We start from the raw sequence: 16,591 nt of genomic DNA, 5'->3' as shown, positions 1-16,591 counted from the left end.
ATGTGACAAGAAGGGGGGAGCTGAAATGAAGAAGCATTTTTCAAAAACACAATTAATGGGGATGCTCCTCATCATATTTGGATTTGGTCTATTTCTTGATATGATACTTGGACATTTTGAACCAGGTGGTCTCATTTTTGCATTTATTATGCTTATGTTTGGAAGGCATTATCGTAAAAAGAATCGTTATGTACGGGGAAATGTATTTTTATTTGTTGGTGGTATCGTATTATTATTCTTCTTATTTTCATCAGCAGCATTTGTTCTTGTCGTATTTGCTTGTTTAGCTTTAATTGGTTATCAACTGATTCAACAAGGGCATCAGCAAAAAGCAATGAAGGTTGAAATTAAAGAAAAAGGGATTATAGATGAAGAGAAGCAAATATATCGTACAGAACCATATTTGAAAAATATGTTTGTAGGTAATGTACGAATGATGGATCATATTTATGAACTTGAGGATATTAATGTTCAATATGGTGCTTGTGATGTTGAAATAGATTTAACAACTGCCATGATTCCAGAAGGAGAAACGGTAATTGTTATTCGAGGTGTAGTAGGTAATATTCGTTTATATGTGCCGTATGATATTGAACTGTCATTAAATCATTCTGTTATTGTCGGACGTGTGCTCCTGCCAGGACATGAGGAAACAGGGTTTAATCGCAATGTTACATTTAGAACAGAGCAGTATAAAGAAGCTCCTCGTCGTATTAAAATTATTTCTTCGCTTGTCGTAGGCGATACGGAAGTGAGGAAAGTATAATGAAGAAACAAAAAAATATTTCGTGGATGTATATTCGTTACTCTATGTTGTCCTCAGTTAGTATCGCGCTTATTTGTACAATTGTATATGTATGGAAAAGTGAGCAACAAGTTTATGATTTATTATGGAAAGAATCCATCGCTTCTGTTCCAATTGGCTTGTTTATTATGACTACAAGTTTACTTATCGGGGGAATTGTAGGGTATGCAATCGGTTACTATATAGAGCAGCGTATACAAGGATTAAATACTTTTCTATTTGAAGTAGAGCGAGGGAATTTTCCGAGTGATGTTTCGTTTACTGCAGATGATGAATTTCATGAAGTGGAACGAAAAGTAATCGGTCTTGCTCGTCGATTAGAGGAGCAAGCTGGACTCTTTCAAAAAGTAACGAATGAACGAGCTCATTGGAATGAAGAGATGAGACAAGAAGCGATTTCCCAAGAAAGGCATCGATTGGCGAGGGAGCTGCATGATTCTGTAAGTCAGCAGCTTTTTGCAATGTCAATGATGATGTCGGCTATTAATGAACAAGTAGCTGAAATTCCAGAAACGACGACAAAGCAGTTACAGCTCGTTGAAAATATGGTTGTAAATGCACAATCGGAAATGAGAGCATTGCTTCTTCATTTACGCCCTGTACAATTAGAAGGTAAGAAACTGACACAAGGTATAGAAGAATTATTGACGGAATTATCGCGAAAGCAACATATGAAAATTGAATGGCTAATCGAGCCAATAGAATTGAAAAAAGGTGTAGAAGATCATTTATTTCGTATTGTGCAAGAAGCTTTATCCAATACTTTACGACATGCGAAAGCGAAGAAAACGGAAGTACGTCTTCGGAAAATTGATCAATATGCAATTCTAAAAATTATTGATGATGGCGTTGGATTTGAAGTCGGAGTGAATAAGGCTGGTTCATATGGTCTAAGATCAATGCAAGAGCGTGTTCATGAAATTGGTGGGACATTAAAAGTACTTAGTTTCCCGGCTAAAGGGACGCAAATAGAAGTAAAAGTACCGATTATGATTGAGAGAGGGGGAGAATCATGATAAAAGTGTTACTTGTCGATGATCATGAAATGGTTCGAATGGGTGTATCAGCATATTTATCAACGCAGCCAGATATCGAAGTAGTTGGAGAAGCTGAAAATGGAAGAAAAGGTTCAGAGTTAGCACTGCAATTAAGACCAGATATTATTTTGATGGATCTTGTCATGGATGAGATGGATGGGGTTGAAGCAACACGTGCTATTATTCAGGAATGGCCAGAAGCGAAAATTGTAGTTGTAACGAGCTTTTTAGATGATGAGAAATTGTATCCTGTTATTGAGGCGGGAGCGACAAGTTATTTATTAAAAACATCAAGAGCGAGTGATATAGCAGACGCTGTACGAGCTACTTATGATGGAGAAACGGTATTAGAGCCAAAAGTTACTGGTAAAATGATGTCTCGTATGCGTCAGAAGAAAGAACAACCTTTGCATGAGGAGTTAACAGAAAGAGAGTCTGAAATTTTGTTATTAATTGCAGAGGGGAAAAGTAATCAAGAGATTGCAGATGAATTGTTTATAGCCCTCAAAACAGTAAAGACACATGTGAGTAATATTTTAAATAAGCTAAATGTAAGTGACCGGACACAGGCGGTTATTTATGCGTTTAGACATCAATTGACGAAATGATAAAGTGAAACTTTAATCAGTGGGGGGCTATCCCACTGATTATTAGTTTACGCCAAATCTTTTTATTGACGTTAATAAATGTAAGCGTTATCATTAAGTTGTTAACAGTACATACAAAGGGGAGAGAGTGTATGTTAGTTCAAACGATATTTGGCATGGATAAGTCTAAAAAATTAGGGGATTATGTGAACGCATTACAAGCGCTTTGTGAACAATATAATGTTGAAACAGATAAAATTGCAATTGTTGAGGCGACAGAAGAGTACTATTTATTTTTAGTAAAGCAAGAAGATTGCTATGATGTTGTCAAAGTAGAAACAGTGGATACAAATATCGAATATTATACGAAAGCGTATAAAATAAGCAGTTTTAATCATACTGCTTATCAAAAGTAAAAAACTCCCTTTCGGGAGTTTTTTTAGGATGCTTTTACTTCGCGGGAATCGGTTATTAAGGGAACTTTTTTCGCACCGCTTAACTTAGCGATTGTAAGGCCGATAATAGCCCCCGCTAATGAAGGTATTAGCCAGCCAATTCCTTCATTATATAAAGGGATAAATTCAAAATATGGTGTGATAAATGAAACTGAAATACCACCTTGTTTTAATCCGTCAAATACGCTTACGATTGCAGCCCCAATTAAAGCACCTACATAAACAGAGCGATATCCGCCGAAATATTTATGAAGTAACGATAGTAGAACAAGTACAATTGCAACTGGATATACAACAAGTAGAATTGGAACAGAGATGGCAATAATTTTCGTTAAACCTAAGTTGGCAACTAATAATCCTAATGCACAAATGATGCTCGCAAACGTTTTGTATGAAAATGTAGTCAATAATGTTGAGAAATATTGACTACATGCAGATACAAGTCCAACACATGTTGTTAAGCAAGCAAGTGTAACAATTAGCGCTAGTAGAAGTAGGCCATATGGACCGAATAATTGTTGTACGATAACAGTGAGTAGCTGTCCTCCATTTTTGGCGTATCCGAGAGAGACGCTAGTCGCACCAAGCCAACCAAGTGCGCCATATACAAGTACGAGACCAGTAGCGGCAATAAGTCCCGCTTTTGCTGTTGCGATAGCGATGGATTTACGATCATTCACACCTTTAGAGCGAATTGCATTTACCACGATAATTCCAAATGCAAGTGCTGAAATTGTATCCATCGTTAAGTACCCTTCCATAAAACCTTTGAAGATTGGAGAAGTTTGATACGCTTGCATTGCTGGACCTGACTGTCCAAGTGGTGTAAATACACTTTTAACAAATAATAAGAAAATAGAGAGCAATAAAATAGGTGTTAATACATTTCCGATACGATCGACGAGCTTAGATGGATTTAAACTAAGCCAAAATACGATAGTAAAGAAGATGATTGTATATAAAAATAGTGCTAGGCTACTAGAGCGAATTGTTTCTGGTAAGAAAGAACTAACGCCCATTTCATAAGCGACATTTGCAACACGTGGAATTCCCATAGATGGACCGATTGCAATGTATACAACTACAGTAAAGAAAATTCCGAATAATGGGTGAACATGACTTGCGAGTTGTTGCATACCATTTCCTGATAAAGAAATTGCAATAACAGTTAATAATGGTAAACCGACTCCTGTTAATAAAAATCCAATCATTGCCGGCCAAAAATTTTCACCTGCATTTTGTCCAAGCATGGGAGGGAAAATTAAATTACCTGCCCCAAAAAATAAAGAAAATAGCATAAGACCCGTGAAAAAAATATGTTTTTTTGATACAGTGTTCATTGTTTTTCCTCCTTTTTTAAAATTCATTTGTAAGAACACAAAAAACTCGTCCCTAAAGAAAGGGACGAGTTATATTTACCCGCGATACCACCCTAATTTATACATGTAGAAATGAGTCTATATGTATACGGCTTTACAACGTACAACATGATACGTGTTCCTTGTAACGGTGGACAGCCGGTAAGAACTTACTGTAACATTCGGTTCTACTTCTCGGAGATGATTTTCGGCTACGCACTGAACGTTGGCTTTCAGCAAATCGCCAACTCTCTGGGGGACAGTCTTATAACGTACTCGTTCTCGTCAATGAATTTTTATTCAAGTATTCTGACAGTATTGTTGCATGTTTTTTTTAGAAAGTCAATATATTTTCTGAAATATATATTCATATATAAAAATATTGAAGGTGATATTCGTTATTTTGAAGTGAATGGGTGATGAATATCGGATTGTAAAAAGGGAGTGGAAATTTTTATAGAATTGTAAAATTTGTAGAGAAAGTTGATATTTGTAGGAGTAAAGAAGGGATTGTTTGAATTTACAGAGAATAATACAACAATCCACTTGCTGGACAGAACAAACCAAAAGAGGTGACTAGAATGCTTGCGATGGGAGTATTATTTGGCATTATTGCTATAATTGGTTTTATGTGGTTATATTATTCGCGTTCGTTTAAACAAGCAGAAGTTTTACTCTTTCAAAAAGGTAGTTTGTTGACAAATCAGTCTAGATATTTAGTATGTCCGAAGTGTGGAAGTGCACAGGCCAGAAGTGGAGGATATCAAGAGTGTTGCAAAATTAGATTATGAAAGAAGGAAGCCTCACATTATTTTGTGAGGCTTCCTTCCTTACAATTTCATGGCACTCCAAATTGTCCACCGATCTCTTTCAATAATAGGAGAGGTGTTTTGTAATGCGATCTGGATCTGTTGTAGAAGTTGAGAAAGTTCATGATCTGTTAATTCGTATAGAATGGATCGACCTGTTCGAGGTGATAAATCCTGTAGCAATGCTTCTACAGAATCATGTATTTTTCGTACTTCCCATTGTGTTTGAGTGGGGAGCACATGAAGAAAATGTTTTTGTAATTCTTGTTGTATCGTGGTGGTTTTTGGCCGTCTTTTTGATTCTATTTCAATGAGTTTTGGAAAGGTAGAGAAAAAATATCCACGAATGTGTTCGGGGCTTCCAGGAATTGTACAATCTTCAATAGTTCGGTCTTGTACAATAAGTACACCGTTTTTCTTTAATATACGAGAAGCTTCACGTAGAAATGTAGGAATATCTTGTAAATGATGAATAACTGCGCGCGAAATAACAATGTCGAATGTATCATTAGGATATGGGACGCTATGAGCATCACCGTGAATGAATGAAATGTTTGGAAAGCTGCTACAATTTTCTTTTGCAGCCTGTAATATTTGTTTTGAAAAATCAAGTCCAACAACACTCGTTGCTCCCATAAGGGCGAGTTCTTTCGTATAAATCCCACCACCACAGCCGATATCAATGATTTGCTTGTTTTGTATATTTGTAATACTTTTTATCATTTCCCCCCAGGAAATATGGGCGTTTCGCTGTGCGTATGTGTATTTATTATTTGCATCATGAAAATTAATGGACATGAAAAAGACCTCCTTTCAATGTTTAGTATAGCTTATTTTATAGTGTGTCACGTTTTTGTTTTTTATATGAAGATTATAAGAATTTCTTATTGTAAAAGGAGGATTAAATTGAAAAGGAAATATGTATTGTTGTTATTTGCTATGTTACTAGCATCTTGTGGTCAAGTTGAGCAAAAAAAAGAACCAAAAAAAGTGGAAGAGACGGTGAATGAAGTGAAAGAAACAATAGGGATAACCGTTATACAAAAAAAACATAAAGAGAAAAAGTTACAGGAATCAGAAGCTAAGTTAGTAATGGACATTTTGGATAAAGCTGAGAAACAAGAAATAACAGGTAGCTTCGGTGAACCGGAATATGAAATACAAATTAGTAGAGATGGAAAAAAAGAAACATATTATGCATGGTTAAGAGGAGAAGACAGACGGGGATGGGTACAATATAAGAAAGCTATGTATATGCTGAATAAAAAAGATACGGAAAAGCTTTTGGCTATATTTCCAAATGTGTCAGAACAAAAAGAAGATGAGATGCAGGTAGGTCCTTTAACGGAAGTAACAAAAAAAGATTTGCAGATTACCGCGTTTCATATTAAAGCTGGCGATCAAAAAATGAATTATATGGTACGCTATACGATTTCACAATCACTATACAACAAATTAGAGAAGGAACAAGAATACTATTTACAAGTCATTTTCCCGGAAAAAGTTCAAAAATTAATTGGAGCAAAAGAGAGTGAAATGGTTTTAGGTGAAAAGGTAAAGGAAGGGTATAAACAGTATGAATTGCATGCTACTGTTCCGATAAAAGGTGCTTCAGAATCACAATTAAAGTCATTAGAAACATATTATGAAAATTATGATTTGAAAATATTAAATAGAAAAAAAGAAAAAATAGGTGTTTTTCAAAATATCATTCAAATTGTTAAAGAGTATGGTGAAAAAATGAATTTACAAAGATAAAGTGAAACTTTAAGCGGTGGGGGCGGCCCCCGCTGGTCAGGAGCTCTCAAATAGCGGGATTCTATATGGCCTTTCCTAGGAAATGATAATAGAGAGGGGGAAAACACCCCTCTCTATTACTTTGCTTTTGCAGATGGCTCATTCATTGATTTTCGTGTAATAAGAAAAGAAATCATAAGAGCGGAAAGGACGATAATAGCAATAAATACGTGATTGGGCAACAAATCTAATAATAATACGTAGCTAACGGTATAAAAAATAAGAGTTGAAGCTAAAAACGATAGAGCGCCTATTATGAGAGACTGTAAATTCATTCGTATACACCTCCTTTTTTTATATTTTTGGCTAAAAATGGATTAAATAAACATTATTTCTAACGATAGAAAAAAATATGTCATAATAGAGAAAAGAAAAAGCTTTAATGAATGAATATGACTCATTAATGCGAGATAAAGGAGAGGAATATGAAAAATAATAAAAAAGGATTATGGGGAATTATTGTTGCAATAGGGCTATTTTTACTTTCTAAGTTAAAGTGGGTATTTGCAATTTTTAAATTAGCAAAGTTTTCAACGGTATTTAGTATGTTTCTATCACTTGGTGCATACGCAGTTATATATGGTTGGAAATTTGGAGTAGCGCTCATTTATTTGTTGTTTATTCATGAAATGGGCCATTTATGGGCTGCGAAAAGAAAAGGGATACCAACATCGCCAGCAATATTTATTCCATTTATGGGCGCTCTTATTGGGATGAAAGAAATGCCGAAAAATGCAAAAGATGAAGCTTACATCGCCTATATGGGACCTCTTTTCGGATTATTGTCATTTTTACCTGCAATTCCACTTTATGTAATAACGAAAGAGCCATTTTGGGCATTAATTATTTTACTTGGAAGTATGATTAACTTCTTTAACTTGATTCCAGTTTCTCCGTTAGATGGTGGACGAATTATCTCAGTTGTAAGTACAAAGATTTGGGGAGCGGGCCTTATTATATTGCTCGGTTATTCCATTTACTTTAAAAGTATTTTGGGAGGATTTATTTTTATTATCGGCTGTATGGAATTATATAGAGTAATAAAGAGAGATGAGCCAATTAAGGAATTAGGATATAGAATTGATGGAATGAAAGAATATGTTGCAAGGCTTGAAGAGGAATTAAAAGAAACTGGTGCGGTGCATCGAAATATATATATGATGCAACATGAAATGAATGTATTGAGGCAAAAAGAAAGAGAGAAAGAATTAAAAATAGGAGAACTTCAAAAGATTGAAGTGTTAGAGTATCTTTTACCAAAGTTTGAGCCACTTGATTACGTTCCATATGAAGATGAAAAAGAAACGCATATTATTCATATAAGAGAAGCGTTTGAAGTGTCAGAAAGAAAATTACAGGAATGGGAGACAGAAAAGAGACAACAGGAAAACTATTATAAAGTTGATATGAAAACGAAATGGACAGTCTTTGCTTGTTATATCGGATTAATGGCTATACTCGGTTACACAGCTTATGAAGGGTATATTGTTTTACAAGAACATTTACCAAGGAGAAATGTATAGAAAAATATTGTCGAAATGACAAGAAGGATTTAAACAGGAATTACATTTCTACGAGAGAATGTTACAAGTGTAACAGTACATTGTAATATTCATAGTAGAAAAGGAGTTCTGTATATGAAGAAATTGCTAAATGTGTTTGGTGTTATTATCGTGATGATAATTGCGAGTTATAGTCTTATGAAAGTATTATTACATTATGCGAATAAGCCCGCTGGGGTAAGTACAATAGCTCAAATAGAAGATGTGCAAGAAGAGACAAAAGTGCTTGATTTTATTCGTATGACACATGAAAGTTATAATAATTTTTTAAATTATGGTAAAGCAGAGAATTATACAGACGGGGACTGGAATCAATTTAAGCAATGGTTTCAACAACAAGAATCGTCATTAAAAAATATACATACAGAAATAAAGAACGAAAAAATAAAACGCGATGTAAATAGAAGCTATGAAATTGTAAAAAAAGGTGTGGAACTCCAAAATATTGAGTATGTAATTTATGCACATCGTGTATACCATGACTTGGATATTATCGTAAATAAATATAGAGGTGAAACGAATGTCTGGGGGTATACAGAGTTTGGAGATGGGAAAGATATAAGGGTAATTGAACAAGCTATACAGTCCAAATAATAAGCTAGCTAGAATTCTAGTTGGCTTATTTTCTTTTGTAAGTGCAATGTTCATATATTTTTCACAAAAACACCGTGTTAATAGTGATTAAAATCACAATCTGTATTATACAATTCAGTTAAACTAAAAACAGTTAAGGAAATAGAGGAGTGGGATACAATGTTAAGTGCAAAAACAATTGAAATCGTAAAGTCAACAGTACCATTATTACAAGAAAAAGGCGTTGAAATTACTACGAGATTTTATCAAATTTTATTTTCGGAACATCCGGAGTTATTGAATATTTTCAACCATACAAATCAGAAAAAGGGAAGACAACAACAAGCGCTAGCGAATGCTGTTTATGCAGCTGCAACGTACATTGATAACTTAGAAGCTATTATTCCAGTTGTAAAACAAATTGGTCATAAGCATAGAAGTTTAGGTATTAAAGCGGAACATTACCCGATTGTAGGTACATGTTTATTACGTGCAATTAAAGAGGTTGCAGGTGCACCTGATGAAGTTTTAAACGCATGGGGAGAAGCTTATGGTGTCATTGCTGATGCATTCATTAGCATTGAAGCAGAGATGTATGAAGAAGCGGCACATAAAGAAGGTGGATGGAAAGATTTCCGTAACTTTGTAGTTGTTAAAAAAGTGAAGGAAAGCGATGTTATTACATCATTTTATTTAAAACCTGAAGATGGAGGAAAAGTTTCTTCATTCATCCCAGGGCAATATGTAACGATTCAAATAAATATTGAAGGTGAAACATATACACATAATCGTCAATATAGCTTATCGGATGCTCCTGGAAAAGAATATTATCGTATTAGCATAAAGAAAGAAAAAGGTGTAGATACACCGGACGGTAAAGTATCTAACTACTTACACGATCATGTAAAAGAAGGCGATATGTTACCAGTAAGTGCACCAGCAGGAGATTTCGTATTAAATATGGATGCAACATTACCAGTTGTACTAATTAGTGGTGGGGTAGGTATTACACCGATGATGAGTATGCTAAATACGTTAATTGAACAAGACTCAAAACGTAATGTATGTTTTGTTCATGCAGCGATAAATAGTAATACACATGCAATGAAAGAACACGTTGAGGCAGTAGATAATGAATACGAACAAGTTAAAGCGTACACTTGCTATTCTGCACCAACTGAAAAAGATTTGGAAATGAAGAACTTTGATAAAGAAGGTTTCATTGAGCGTGAATGGTTACAAACTATTATTCCGACAACTGAAGCAGAATTTTATTTCTGTGGACCCGTAGCATTTATGAAACATATAAATGCTGCACTAACTGATTTAGGTGTGAAACAAGAGCATATCCACTATGAATTTTTCGGTCCAGCATCGAGCTTACAATAGAATGGATTTGAATAAGCGAAAAAACGAGGTATTATTTTACCTCGTTTTTTATTTGTTCTCGTAACAGCCGATTTACCGTTTCACGGCGTATACCAATTAGTTGACCAATTTCAGTTTGCGTTAATATTTCATATATAGGAATGTCACCTAAATATAATGTGAACCATTCTTGTAAACGATGAAGACGTTCTTTCGGAGAGACGGTTGTCAATTGATCGATACGCTGTTGCATCATTCTTAATTTTGATTGTAATTGCATAGCGATATTTGCATAGGATGCGGGATTTGCCTGAAGTTGATCGTACCATTCATTACTAATTATAGGCTCAACTTCTGTTTTCATTAAAGCAATTGCTGTACCGTGATACTCCTTCGGTGAAATTAAAGAATGGTGAGGTATTGTTTCACCTGGAACGATAATGTTGAATAAAAATGGTGTTCCATCTTCTTCTATTCTTACTACTTTTAATAAACCTGCTTTTATAAAATATAAAGGACCGTCCTCGCCTTGACGAAATAGTACATCTCCTTTGTGTAGAATCAATGTTAGCCCCCCATTTAAACATTTCTATTTTTTTTATTTTAGTGTATATGTATAAAGACAATATGCTATTTAAACAGCAATTTCATTGACGAAATGTATGCTATTACAGTAGTATACTATTTAGTGTGTAATAGTACTAGCAATGAATACGCTGTAGGAGGTTTAGTATATTGTTAGATGCGATAAAAATGACGGATATGAGAATTCCGGCGAATGCTATCATTCATGTAGAAGAGATGAAAGGTGGAGTCGTTTTATCCGTTGAAGTAGACGGCCAAATTATTTATACGATGGCTTATGATGAAGAAACAGATAGTTATGCTGAATTATATGATCGAAATGATAAGAGGGCGTGCCAAGTCCATGAGGATTTTATGGGATGGTCACTTCTTCACTAAAAAAGATGTCAATATGACATCTTTTTTTATTAAACCGATAGAATATACAAAGAAATGAAATATAAGGATAAAATTTGTAATAAATGATTTTGCATTGTTAGCACTTTGTAACTGCAAGTAAACTATATTTTCGCTATCATAAAGATAACAGTCGCAGTTATAGGAGTGGTCAACTTGAAGAAATTACATATTTCCAATTATATGTTATTATGTGTTTGTTTAATTTTATTTGTTCTCTTAGGAGGATTTTTATATTCATGCGTATAAGAAAAACGCATTCTAAAAAGAACGCGTTATAAAAAAGAAGTAATGATTAATCTAGTCCCGAGGATAATTAATGTAATACGTAATAAATTAATTACGGCTTTACCACTTAATTTTGTATTGATATAAGCCCCGATTTTTCCACCGATCCATGCACCAGGAATAAGAACTAATGCGTAAATCCAGCTGACATTTCCAAGGGAGATGTGAGTTGCAGAACTTACAATTGCTGATAGAAATACGATAAACATCGAAGTTGCTACAGCAATATGTGCTGGGAATGCAAAAAGGAGCATCATTGCTGGAACAAGTAAGGCACCGCCACCAATTCCAAATAACCCAGATATAAACCCAACTATAAAGGCGATAAAGATAGCGAGAAGCGGTGGGAATTGATAGTGTACAGTGTTTCCTTCGTTATCTGTAAAAGAACGCTTAATTACAGTCATATTTGATAAAGAAAGGGGGGTTAATTTGTCTCGTAACATAAGAAGAATGGAGACAAAGATAAGGAAAATCCCAAAATATAAAGAAAATGTGTCTTGGTTTAAAAATTTGTTTGCCCATGAGCCGATGATACCACCAGGGCCACTCCCGATAAATAAAATAAGTCCACTTTTGTAATCTACTCGTTTATGCTTCATATAAGTAAGGGTGGAAGATAGTCCTGTAAAAACGACTGTTACCATTGAAGTTCCTACTGCAAGTTGTGGTGATAGGCTGTGTAATCCGATTAATAACGGAACAATAATAATTCCGCCACCAAGCCCGACTAGACTCCCGACTGTCCCGGCGATTAGCCCGATGAAAAGTAACATGATGTATTCCAAATTTGCCAACTCCTCTATATAACTTATCCACCAATTATTATACACGCTTTTTAATGAGAAAAAGGTTTGTTCACAAAAAAGTCGTCTTCCTAGAAAAATAAGGAAGACGACTTTTAATTAAAAGATTAAGTGTAATAAAGAGTAAAATAAAGCAGCTAAAGAAGCTGAAATAGGAAGTGTGATAACCCAAGTAATTAACATGCGTTTTGCAGTTCCCCATTTTACACCTTTTACACGATGAGAAGCACCAACCCCTAAAATAGAAGAAGAGATAACGTGCGTCGTACTAACTGGTAAATGAATGAATGTTGCACCGAAAATAACAAGTGATGATGATAAATCGGCAGCTACACCATTTACAGGACGAATTTTCATAATTTGTCCACCGACAGTTTTAATAATTTTCCATCCACCGACAGAAGTACCAAGCCCCATTGCGATCGCACAACATAATTGTACCCAGAACGGGATGTCGCTAGAAGTATGATAGTTATTGGCCATAAGAGCCATCGTAATGATTCCCATTGCTTTTTGCGCATCATTTGTACCATGTGTATAAGCTTGTAATGCTGCAGTGAAAATCTGGAATATACGGAAGTTTTTGTTCGTTTTCGTTAAATTAAAGTTTTTAAAGACTACTTTAAAAATACTGTATACGATATAACCAATAACAAAAGCGATAATCGGTGAAATGATTAAGGCTTCAAGAATTTTGATAAACCCTTTAAGATTTAATGAGCTAATACCGGCAGCAGCGATAGCTGCACCTGCGATTGAGCCAATAATTGCATGCGAAGAACTACTTGGAATACCGTAGTACCAAGTGATCAAATTCCATGCTATTGCCGCAAGCAAAGCAGCTAAAATTACAAGGGAACCATTTTGCAAGGCAAATGGATCAACGATATCTTTAGTAATTGTTTTTGCTACACCTGTAAATGTCATCGCACCTAAAAAGTTCATAATAGCTGCCATAATAATTGCATGTCTAGGCTTTAGAGCTTTCGTTGAAACAGCCGTTGCAATAGCGTTTGCTGTATCGTGAAATCCATTGATAAAGTCAAAAGCTAAAGCGCAAATGACTACTAAAACGGTCAGTATCAAGAGTGTATCCATGATCAAACTCCTTACGCGTTCTTCATAATAATTGTTTCTAATACGTTTGCAACGCTTTGGCAGCTATCCGCTACTTCTTCAAGCTCTTCGTAAATCTCTTTGTATTGAATAATCTTAATCGGATCTTTCTCACGAGAGAATAAGTGCTTAATCGCATGACGGCGAATATCATCACATTGTGATTCGTAATCCTTAATCTTAATCGCGTTCGTACGAATGTCGACTAACTTCTTCTTAGACAGTAGTTCAACAGAATTTGCAATCTCAATCGCACATTGATTAATTGCTTCAACGAATTTAATCATGTATTCATCAGCTTCTGTAATAGAATACATTTCGAATAGACCAGCACTATGATCTAATCCGTCTAATACATCATCCATACTCATTGCGAGTTGTAGGATGTCCTCACGTTCAATAGGAGTAATAAACGCTTTGTTTAGCTCCATAATGATTTCGTGAATAAATGAGTCACCTTTTGACTCATACTCTTTCATGCGCATAGAAAACTCTTTTAAATCGCTAGCATTTTTAATTTTATACTCCACGAAAAACTGCGCGCCTTCTTTTAAATTTTCAGAAACATTCATTAACATTTCAGAAAATTTATCTTTTTTTGATTTAAAGACCATTATTAGTTACCCCCACAAAAGTAATATATGTAAAATATATTGGCTAATCAATTCTAACAAAAAACTGTCGTTTTTTAAAACATTTTATCGAAAAGTTTACAAAAACTTAACATAACTCTCATTGTTGTATTAATAATATTAATAATCACTATTGAATATCTTACTTGTAGAATGTCCTTTTCTTGCAAAAAGTATGAATGTGAAAGAAAAGCTTTACACTACAGGAAAGACTACGTTATTATAATAAATTTAAAAGGAGGTATATTCTTCCTTTTGAAAAGAAGAGTGTAAACAAACGAAGGAAGTGAACGAATGAAATTAAAGAACACTCACTTGAAAAAAATACAGGAGTGGTTCAACAAGAGGAAGAAACTTCGTAATTCATTAATTGTATTAGGAAGTTTACTTGCTACTCTATTTATTGCTATAAATATAATAATTTCTATTCAAGACATATCTGAATTAAAGCAAGCTGTTCCGCAACCGACCTTAATTTATGATGCAAATAATGAAGTCGCGACAAAATTAGCTTCTTCTAAAACAGAAGGCGTGAAAAGGAAAGATATTCCTGATATTATGGTTCAGGCAATTGTTGCAGTAGAAGATAAGGAATTTTTTAACCATCACGGTATTTACTATAGTGGAATTATAAGTGCAGTTTTTAAAAATATTACAGCAGGAGAAGTTGTAGCAGGGGGAAGCACAATTACGCAACAACTTGCGAAAAATGTATTTCTGACACAAGACCGCACGTTCTCGCGTAAAATAAAGGAATATTTTTTAACAAAAAAAATAGAACGTACGTATACGAAAGATGAAATTATCGAAATGTACATGAATCAAATTTATTTTGGTGAAGGTGCTTGGGGTATAAAAAAGGCAGCTAAGTCTTATTTTGATAAAGATGTAAAAGATGTAACAATTTCAGAGGCTGCAACGATTGCAGGTTTGATTAAAGCACCGTCTGCGTATTCGCCTTATAAAAACTTTAATAAATCAATCGAACGACGTAATGTTGTATTAAATTTAATGAAAGAGCAAGGGTATATTTCTGACGAACAGTATAATAAAGAAAAAGAGAGTGGTCTTGTGTTGAAACGTGGTGTTGATGATAAATACAAGGGGAAATACTCTCAATATGTAGACTATATTGTTAGAGAAGCGATGGACAAGTACGAATTAACACAAAATGAAATTTTAGCAGGTGGTTATCGTATTTATACAGAGCTTGATCCGAAAAAACAACAGGCTGTAGAAGACGTTGTGAATAATGAGAGTTATTTCAAAGATAGTGGCTCAGATCAACTTATGCAAACAGGTGTAGTTCTTATGAATCCGAAAACAGGTGGTGTACCAGCTTTAGTTGGAGGAAGAGGGCCGTATCAGTTTTTACAGTTTAACCATGCAACCCAATTAAAAAGACAACCAGGCTCAACGTTAAAGCCTCTTGCTGTATATGTACCAGCGTTAGAGCAAGGGTATGAAGTATACGATATATTAAAAGATGAACCATTTAATATTAAAGAATATAAACCGCAAAATAGTGATCATACTTTTCATGGTGATGTAACGATGTATGAAGCAGTAGCGAAGTCGTACAATGTTTCAGCTGTTTGGCTATTAGAGCAGATTGGATTAGATAAAGGGTTGAAATCTTTAGAGCGATTTGGTATTCCATTAGTGCCAGAAGATCGTACGTATCCAATTGCTTTAGGTGGGATGCATGTGGGAACCTCCCCATTTGTAATGGCCCAAGCGTACAGTACATTTGCAAATGACGGTGTCCAAGTGGAAGCTCATGCGATTAGGGAGATACAAAATGCGGAAGGTGAAACGATTGGAAAGTGGTATAAGAAAGAGACACGAGTGACGAGCGAGAAAATTTCTCAAAAGATGACATATTTATTAAAAGGTGTTGTCGAAAAGGGTACGGGCGAAAAAGCGAAAGTTAATAATGTTGATACGGCAGGTAAGACAGGAACTACTCAAATTGTAAATGGACCAAGCACAGGCGCAAAGGATTCATGGTTTGTTGGATACACACCAGATTTAGTAGGTGCAATTTGGGTAGGATATGATAAAACAGATAGCGATCATTATGTTCCAGGGGGGAGTCAAATTACGACGACAATGTTCAGGGATATTATGAAAAAAGCGAATGCCAATCCAGCTCAAAAAGCATTCCAGTTATCACTCATATCTGAGGCTGAATATAAAAAACAATTGAATACAATAGAAGAGGAAAAACGAAGAAAAGAAGAAGAGAAGAGGAGGAAAGAAGAGGAACAACAAAGAAAAAAAGAGCAACAAGAGTGGTTTGATAAAGTGAAAGAATGGATTCCATCATTTTGGTAAAAGGAAGAGGCGAATAACGAAATTCGCCTCTTTTTCGTATGAAAAATTAAGTGAAACTTTATATACCTACTAGTTATTAG

General features: G+C 34.8%; 18 protein-coding genes and 1 other annotated feature. Of the genes, 11 read left to right on the top strand and 7 right to left on the bottom strand.

Annotation, left to right across the window (positions count from 1 at the left end; genetic code table 11):
* The first annotated feature begins 25 nt into the window (after nucleotides 1-25).
* From liaF to QCI44_RS20885, 4 genes are all read left to right on the top strand, one after another.
* On the top strand, nucleotides 26-766 hold the full coding sequence (gene liaF / locus QCI44_RS20900; RefSeq protein WP_016088695.1) for a cell wall-active antibiotics response protein LiaF: 741 nt from the start codon (nucleotides 26-28) through the stop codon (nucleotides 764-766).
* Complete coding sequence (locus QCI44_RS20895) at nucleotides 766-1,821, top strand: sensor histidine kinase (RefSeq protein WP_016088694.1); 1,056 nt, start codon at nucleotides 766-768, stop codon at nucleotides 1,819-1,821. The genes liaF and QCI44_RS20895 overlap by 1 nt, the downstream gene beginning before the upstream one ends.
* A complete protein-coding gene (locus QCI44_RS20890; RefSeq protein WP_000598709.1) occupies nucleotides 1,818-2,450 on the top strand; it encodes a response regulator in 633 nt (210 codons plus the stop codon). The genes QCI44_RS20895 and QCI44_RS20890 overlap by 4 nt, the downstream gene beginning before the upstream one ends.
* A gap of 98 nt (nucleotides 2,451-2,548) precedes the next feature.
* Nucleotides 2,549-2,845, top strand: a complete 297-nt coding sequence (locus QCI44_RS20885; protein ID WP_116329309.1) for a DUF3922 domain-containing protein — start codon at nucleotides 2,549-2,551, stop codon at nucleotides 2,843-2,845.
* A gap of 23 nt (nucleotides 2,846-2,868) precedes the next feature.
* On the opposite strand, the gene brnQ3 is transcribed toward QCI44_RS20885, so the two are convergent.
* Nucleotides 2,869-4,224, bottom strand: a complete 1,356-nt coding sequence (gene brnQ3 / locus QCI44_RS20880) for a branched-chain amino acid transport system II carrier protein BrnQ3 (RefSeq protein ID WP_016088693.1) — start codon at nucleotides 4,222-4,224, stop codon at nucleotides 2,869-2,871.
* 57 nt (nucleotides 4,225-4,281) lie between these two features.
* Nucleotides 4,282-4,540: a binding site (T-box leader), on the bottom strand.
* Nucleotides 4,541-4,823: 283 nt separating this feature from the next.
* Between brnQ3 and QCI44_RS20875 the strand changes: the two genes are divergently transcribed.
* Nucleotides 4,824-5,033 carry a hypothetical protein gene (locus QCI44_RS20875; protein ID WP_000880630.1) on the top strand — a complete coding sequence of 70 codons (210 nt, stop codon included), beginning with the start codon at nucleotides 4,824-4,826 and terminating at the stop codon, nucleotides 5,031-5,033.
* A 39-nt stretch (nucleotides 5,034-5,072) separates the two neighbouring features.
* On the opposite strand, the gene QCI44_RS20870 is transcribed toward QCI44_RS20875, so the two are convergent.
* On the bottom strand, nucleotides 5,073-5,849 hold the full coding sequence (locus QCI44_RS20870; RefSeq protein ID WP_016088692.1) for a class I SAM-dependent methyltransferase: 777 nt from the start codon (nucleotides 5,847-5,849) through the stop codon (nucleotides 5,073-5,075).
* A gap of 108 nt (nucleotides 5,850-5,957) precedes the next feature.
* Between QCI44_RS20870 and QCI44_RS20865 the strand changes: the two genes are divergently transcribed.
* Nucleotides 5,958-6,809, top strand: a complete 852-nt coding sequence (locus QCI44_RS20865) for a YhfM domain-containing protein (protein WP_016088691.1) — start codon at nucleotides 5,958-5,960, stop codon at nucleotides 6,807-6,809.
* A gap of 116 nt (nucleotides 6,810-6,925) precedes the next feature.
* Here the strand turns inward: QCI44_RS20865 and QCI44_RS20860 are convergent, their stop codons facing one another.
* The gene (locus QCI44_RS20860; protein WP_016088690.1) at nucleotides 6,926-7,123 is read right to left on the bottom strand and encodes a hypothetical protein; all 198 of its coding nucleotides are present in this window, start codon (nucleotides 7,121-7,123) and stop codon (nucleotides 6,926-6,928) included.
* A 150-nt stretch (nucleotides 7,124-7,273) separates the two neighbouring features.
* Here QCI44_RS20860 and QCI44_RS20855 point away from each other — a divergent pair, with 150 nt between their 5' ends.
* The 3 genes from QCI44_RS20855 to hmpA all read left to right on the top strand — a co-directional run bounded on the left by QCI44_RS20855 (nucleotide 7,274) and on the right by hmpA (nucleotide 10,372).
* A complete protein-coding gene (locus QCI44_RS20855) occupies nucleotides 7,274-8,371 on the top strand; it encodes a site-2 protease family protein (RefSeq protein ID WP_016088689.1) in 1,098 nt (365 codons plus the stop codon).
* A 114-nt stretch (nucleotides 8,372-8,485) separates the two neighbouring features.
* Nucleotides 8,486-9,004 (top strand): hypothetical protein, encoded by a 519-nt coding sequence (locus QCI44_RS20850; protein ID WP_016088688.1) that lies wholly within the window; start codon nucleotides 8,486-8,488, stop codon nucleotides 9,002-9,004.
* Between the two features lie 159 nt (nucleotides 9,005-9,163).
* The gene (gene hmpA, locus QCI44_RS20845) at nucleotides 9,164-10,372 is read left to right on the top strand and encodes an NO-inducible flavohemoprotein (RefSeq protein ID WP_088083479.1); all 1,209 of its coding nucleotides are present in this window, start codon (nucleotides 9,164-9,166) and stop codon (nucleotides 10,370-10,372) included.
* Nucleotides 10,373-10,403: 31 nt separating this feature from the next.
* Here the strand turns inward: hmpA and QCI44_RS20840 are convergent, their stop codons facing one another.
* The gene (locus tag QCI44_RS20840; RefSeq protein ID WP_016088686.1) at nucleotides 10,404-10,916 is read right to left on the bottom strand and encodes a Crp/Fnr family transcriptional regulator; all 513 of its coding nucleotides are present in this window, start codon (nucleotides 10,914-10,916) and stop codon (nucleotides 10,404-10,406) included.
* Between the two features lie 170 nt (nucleotides 10,917-11,086).
* Between QCI44_RS20840 and QCI44_RS20835 the strand changes: the two genes are divergently transcribed.
* A complete protein-coding gene (locus QCI44_RS20835) occupies nucleotides 11,087-11,314 on the top strand; it encodes a hypothetical protein (protein ID WP_000882907.1) in 228 nt (75 codons plus the stop codon).
* A 293-nt stretch (nucleotides 11,315-11,607) separates the two neighbouring features.
* On the opposite strand, the gene QCI44_RS20830 is transcribed toward QCI44_RS20835, so the two are convergent.
* From QCI44_RS20830 to QCI44_RS20820, 3 genes are all read right to left on the bottom strand, one after another.
* A complete protein-coding gene (locus QCI44_RS20830; RefSeq protein WP_088083480.1) occupies nucleotides 11,608-12,408 on the bottom strand; it encodes a sulfite exporter TauE/SafE family protein in 801 nt (266 codons plus the stop codon).
* 117 nt (nucleotides 12,409-12,525) lie between these two features.
* Nucleotides 12,526-13,524: an inorganic phosphate transporter gene (locus QCI44_RS20825; protein WP_016088685.1), complete on the bottom strand. Its 999-nt coding sequence runs from the start codon at nucleotides 13,522-13,524 to the stop codon at nucleotides 12,526-12,528.
* Nucleotides 13,525-13,535: 11 nt separating this feature from the next.
* Nucleotides 13,536-14,156, bottom strand: a complete 621-nt coding sequence (locus tag QCI44_RS20820; RefSeq protein WP_000231446.1) for a DUF47 domain-containing protein — start codon at nucleotides 14,154-14,156, stop codon at nucleotides 13,536-13,538.
* Nucleotides 14,157-14,468: 312 nt separating this feature from the next.
* Here QCI44_RS20820 and QCI44_RS20815 point away from each other — a divergent pair, with 312 nt between their 5' ends.
* Nucleotides 14,469-16,511: a transglycosylase domain-containing protein gene (locus tag QCI44_RS20815; protein WP_016133989.1), complete on the top strand. Its 2,043-nt coding sequence runs from the start codon at nucleotides 14,469-14,471 to the stop codon at nucleotides 16,509-16,511.
* The last annotated feature ends 80 nt before the right edge of the window (nucleotides 16,512-16,591 follow it).

Source organism: Bacillus cereus group sp. RP37, assembly GCF_040459695.1.
In the GTDB taxonomy this organism is placed as follows: Bacteria; Bacillota; Bacilli; order Bacillales; family Bacillaceae_G; genus Bacillus_A.
This window is presented reverse-complemented; position numbering and strand designations above follow the sequence as displayed.

Bases quoted from the DNA above. Each gene is read 5' to 3' on its own strand.
- liaF (WP_016088695.1), top strand. From the start codon at position 26: ATGAAGAAGCATTTTTCAAAAACACAATTAATGGGGATGCTCCTCATC.
- QCI44_RS20820 (WP_000231446.1), bottom strand. From the start codon at position 14,156: ATGGTCTTTAAATCAAAAAAAGATAAATTTTCTGAAATGTTAATGAAT.
- QCI44_RS20825 (WP_016088685.1), bottom strand. From the start codon at position 13,524: ATGGATACACTCTTGATACTGACCGTTTTAGTAGTCATTTGCGCTTTA.
- QCI44_RS20870 (WP_016088692.1), bottom strand. From the start codon at position 5,849: ATGTCCATTAATTTTCATGATGCAAATAATAAATACACATACGCACAG.
- QCI44_RS20860 (WP_016088690.1), bottom strand. From the start codon at position 7,123: ATGAATTTACAGTCTCTCATAATAGGCGCTCTATCGTTTTTAGCTTCA.
- QCI44_RS20815 (WP_016133989.1), top strand. From the start codon at position 14,469: ATGAAATTAAAGAACACTCACTTGAAAAAAATACAGGAGTGGTTCAAC.
- hmpA (WP_088083479.1), top strand. From the start codon at position 9,164: ATGTTAAGTGCAAAAACAATTGAAATCGTAAAGTCAACAGTACCATTA.
- QCI44_RS20890 (WP_000598709.1), top strand. From the start codon at position 1,818: ATGATAAAAGTGTTACTTGTCGATGATCATGAAATGGTTCGAATGGGT.
- QCI44_RS20855 (WP_016088689.1), top strand. From the start codon at position 7,274: ATGAAAAATAATAAAAAAGGATTATGGGGAATTATTGTTGCAATAGGG.
- brnQ3 (WP_016088693.1), bottom strand. From the start codon at position 4,224: ATGAACACTGTATCAAAAAAACATATTTTTTTCACGGGTCTTATGCTA.
- QCI44_RS20850 (WP_016088688.1), top strand. From the start codon at position 8,486: ATGAAGAAATTGCTAAATGTGTTTGGTGTTATTATCGTGATGATAATT.
- QCI44_RS20895 (WP_016088694.1), top strand. From the start codon at position 766: ATGAAGAAACAAAAAAATATTTCGTGGATGTATATTCGTTACTCTATG.
- QCI44_RS20875 (WP_000880630.1), top strand. From the start codon at position 4,824: ATGCTTGCGATGGGAGTATTATTTGGCATTATTGCTATAATTGGTTTT.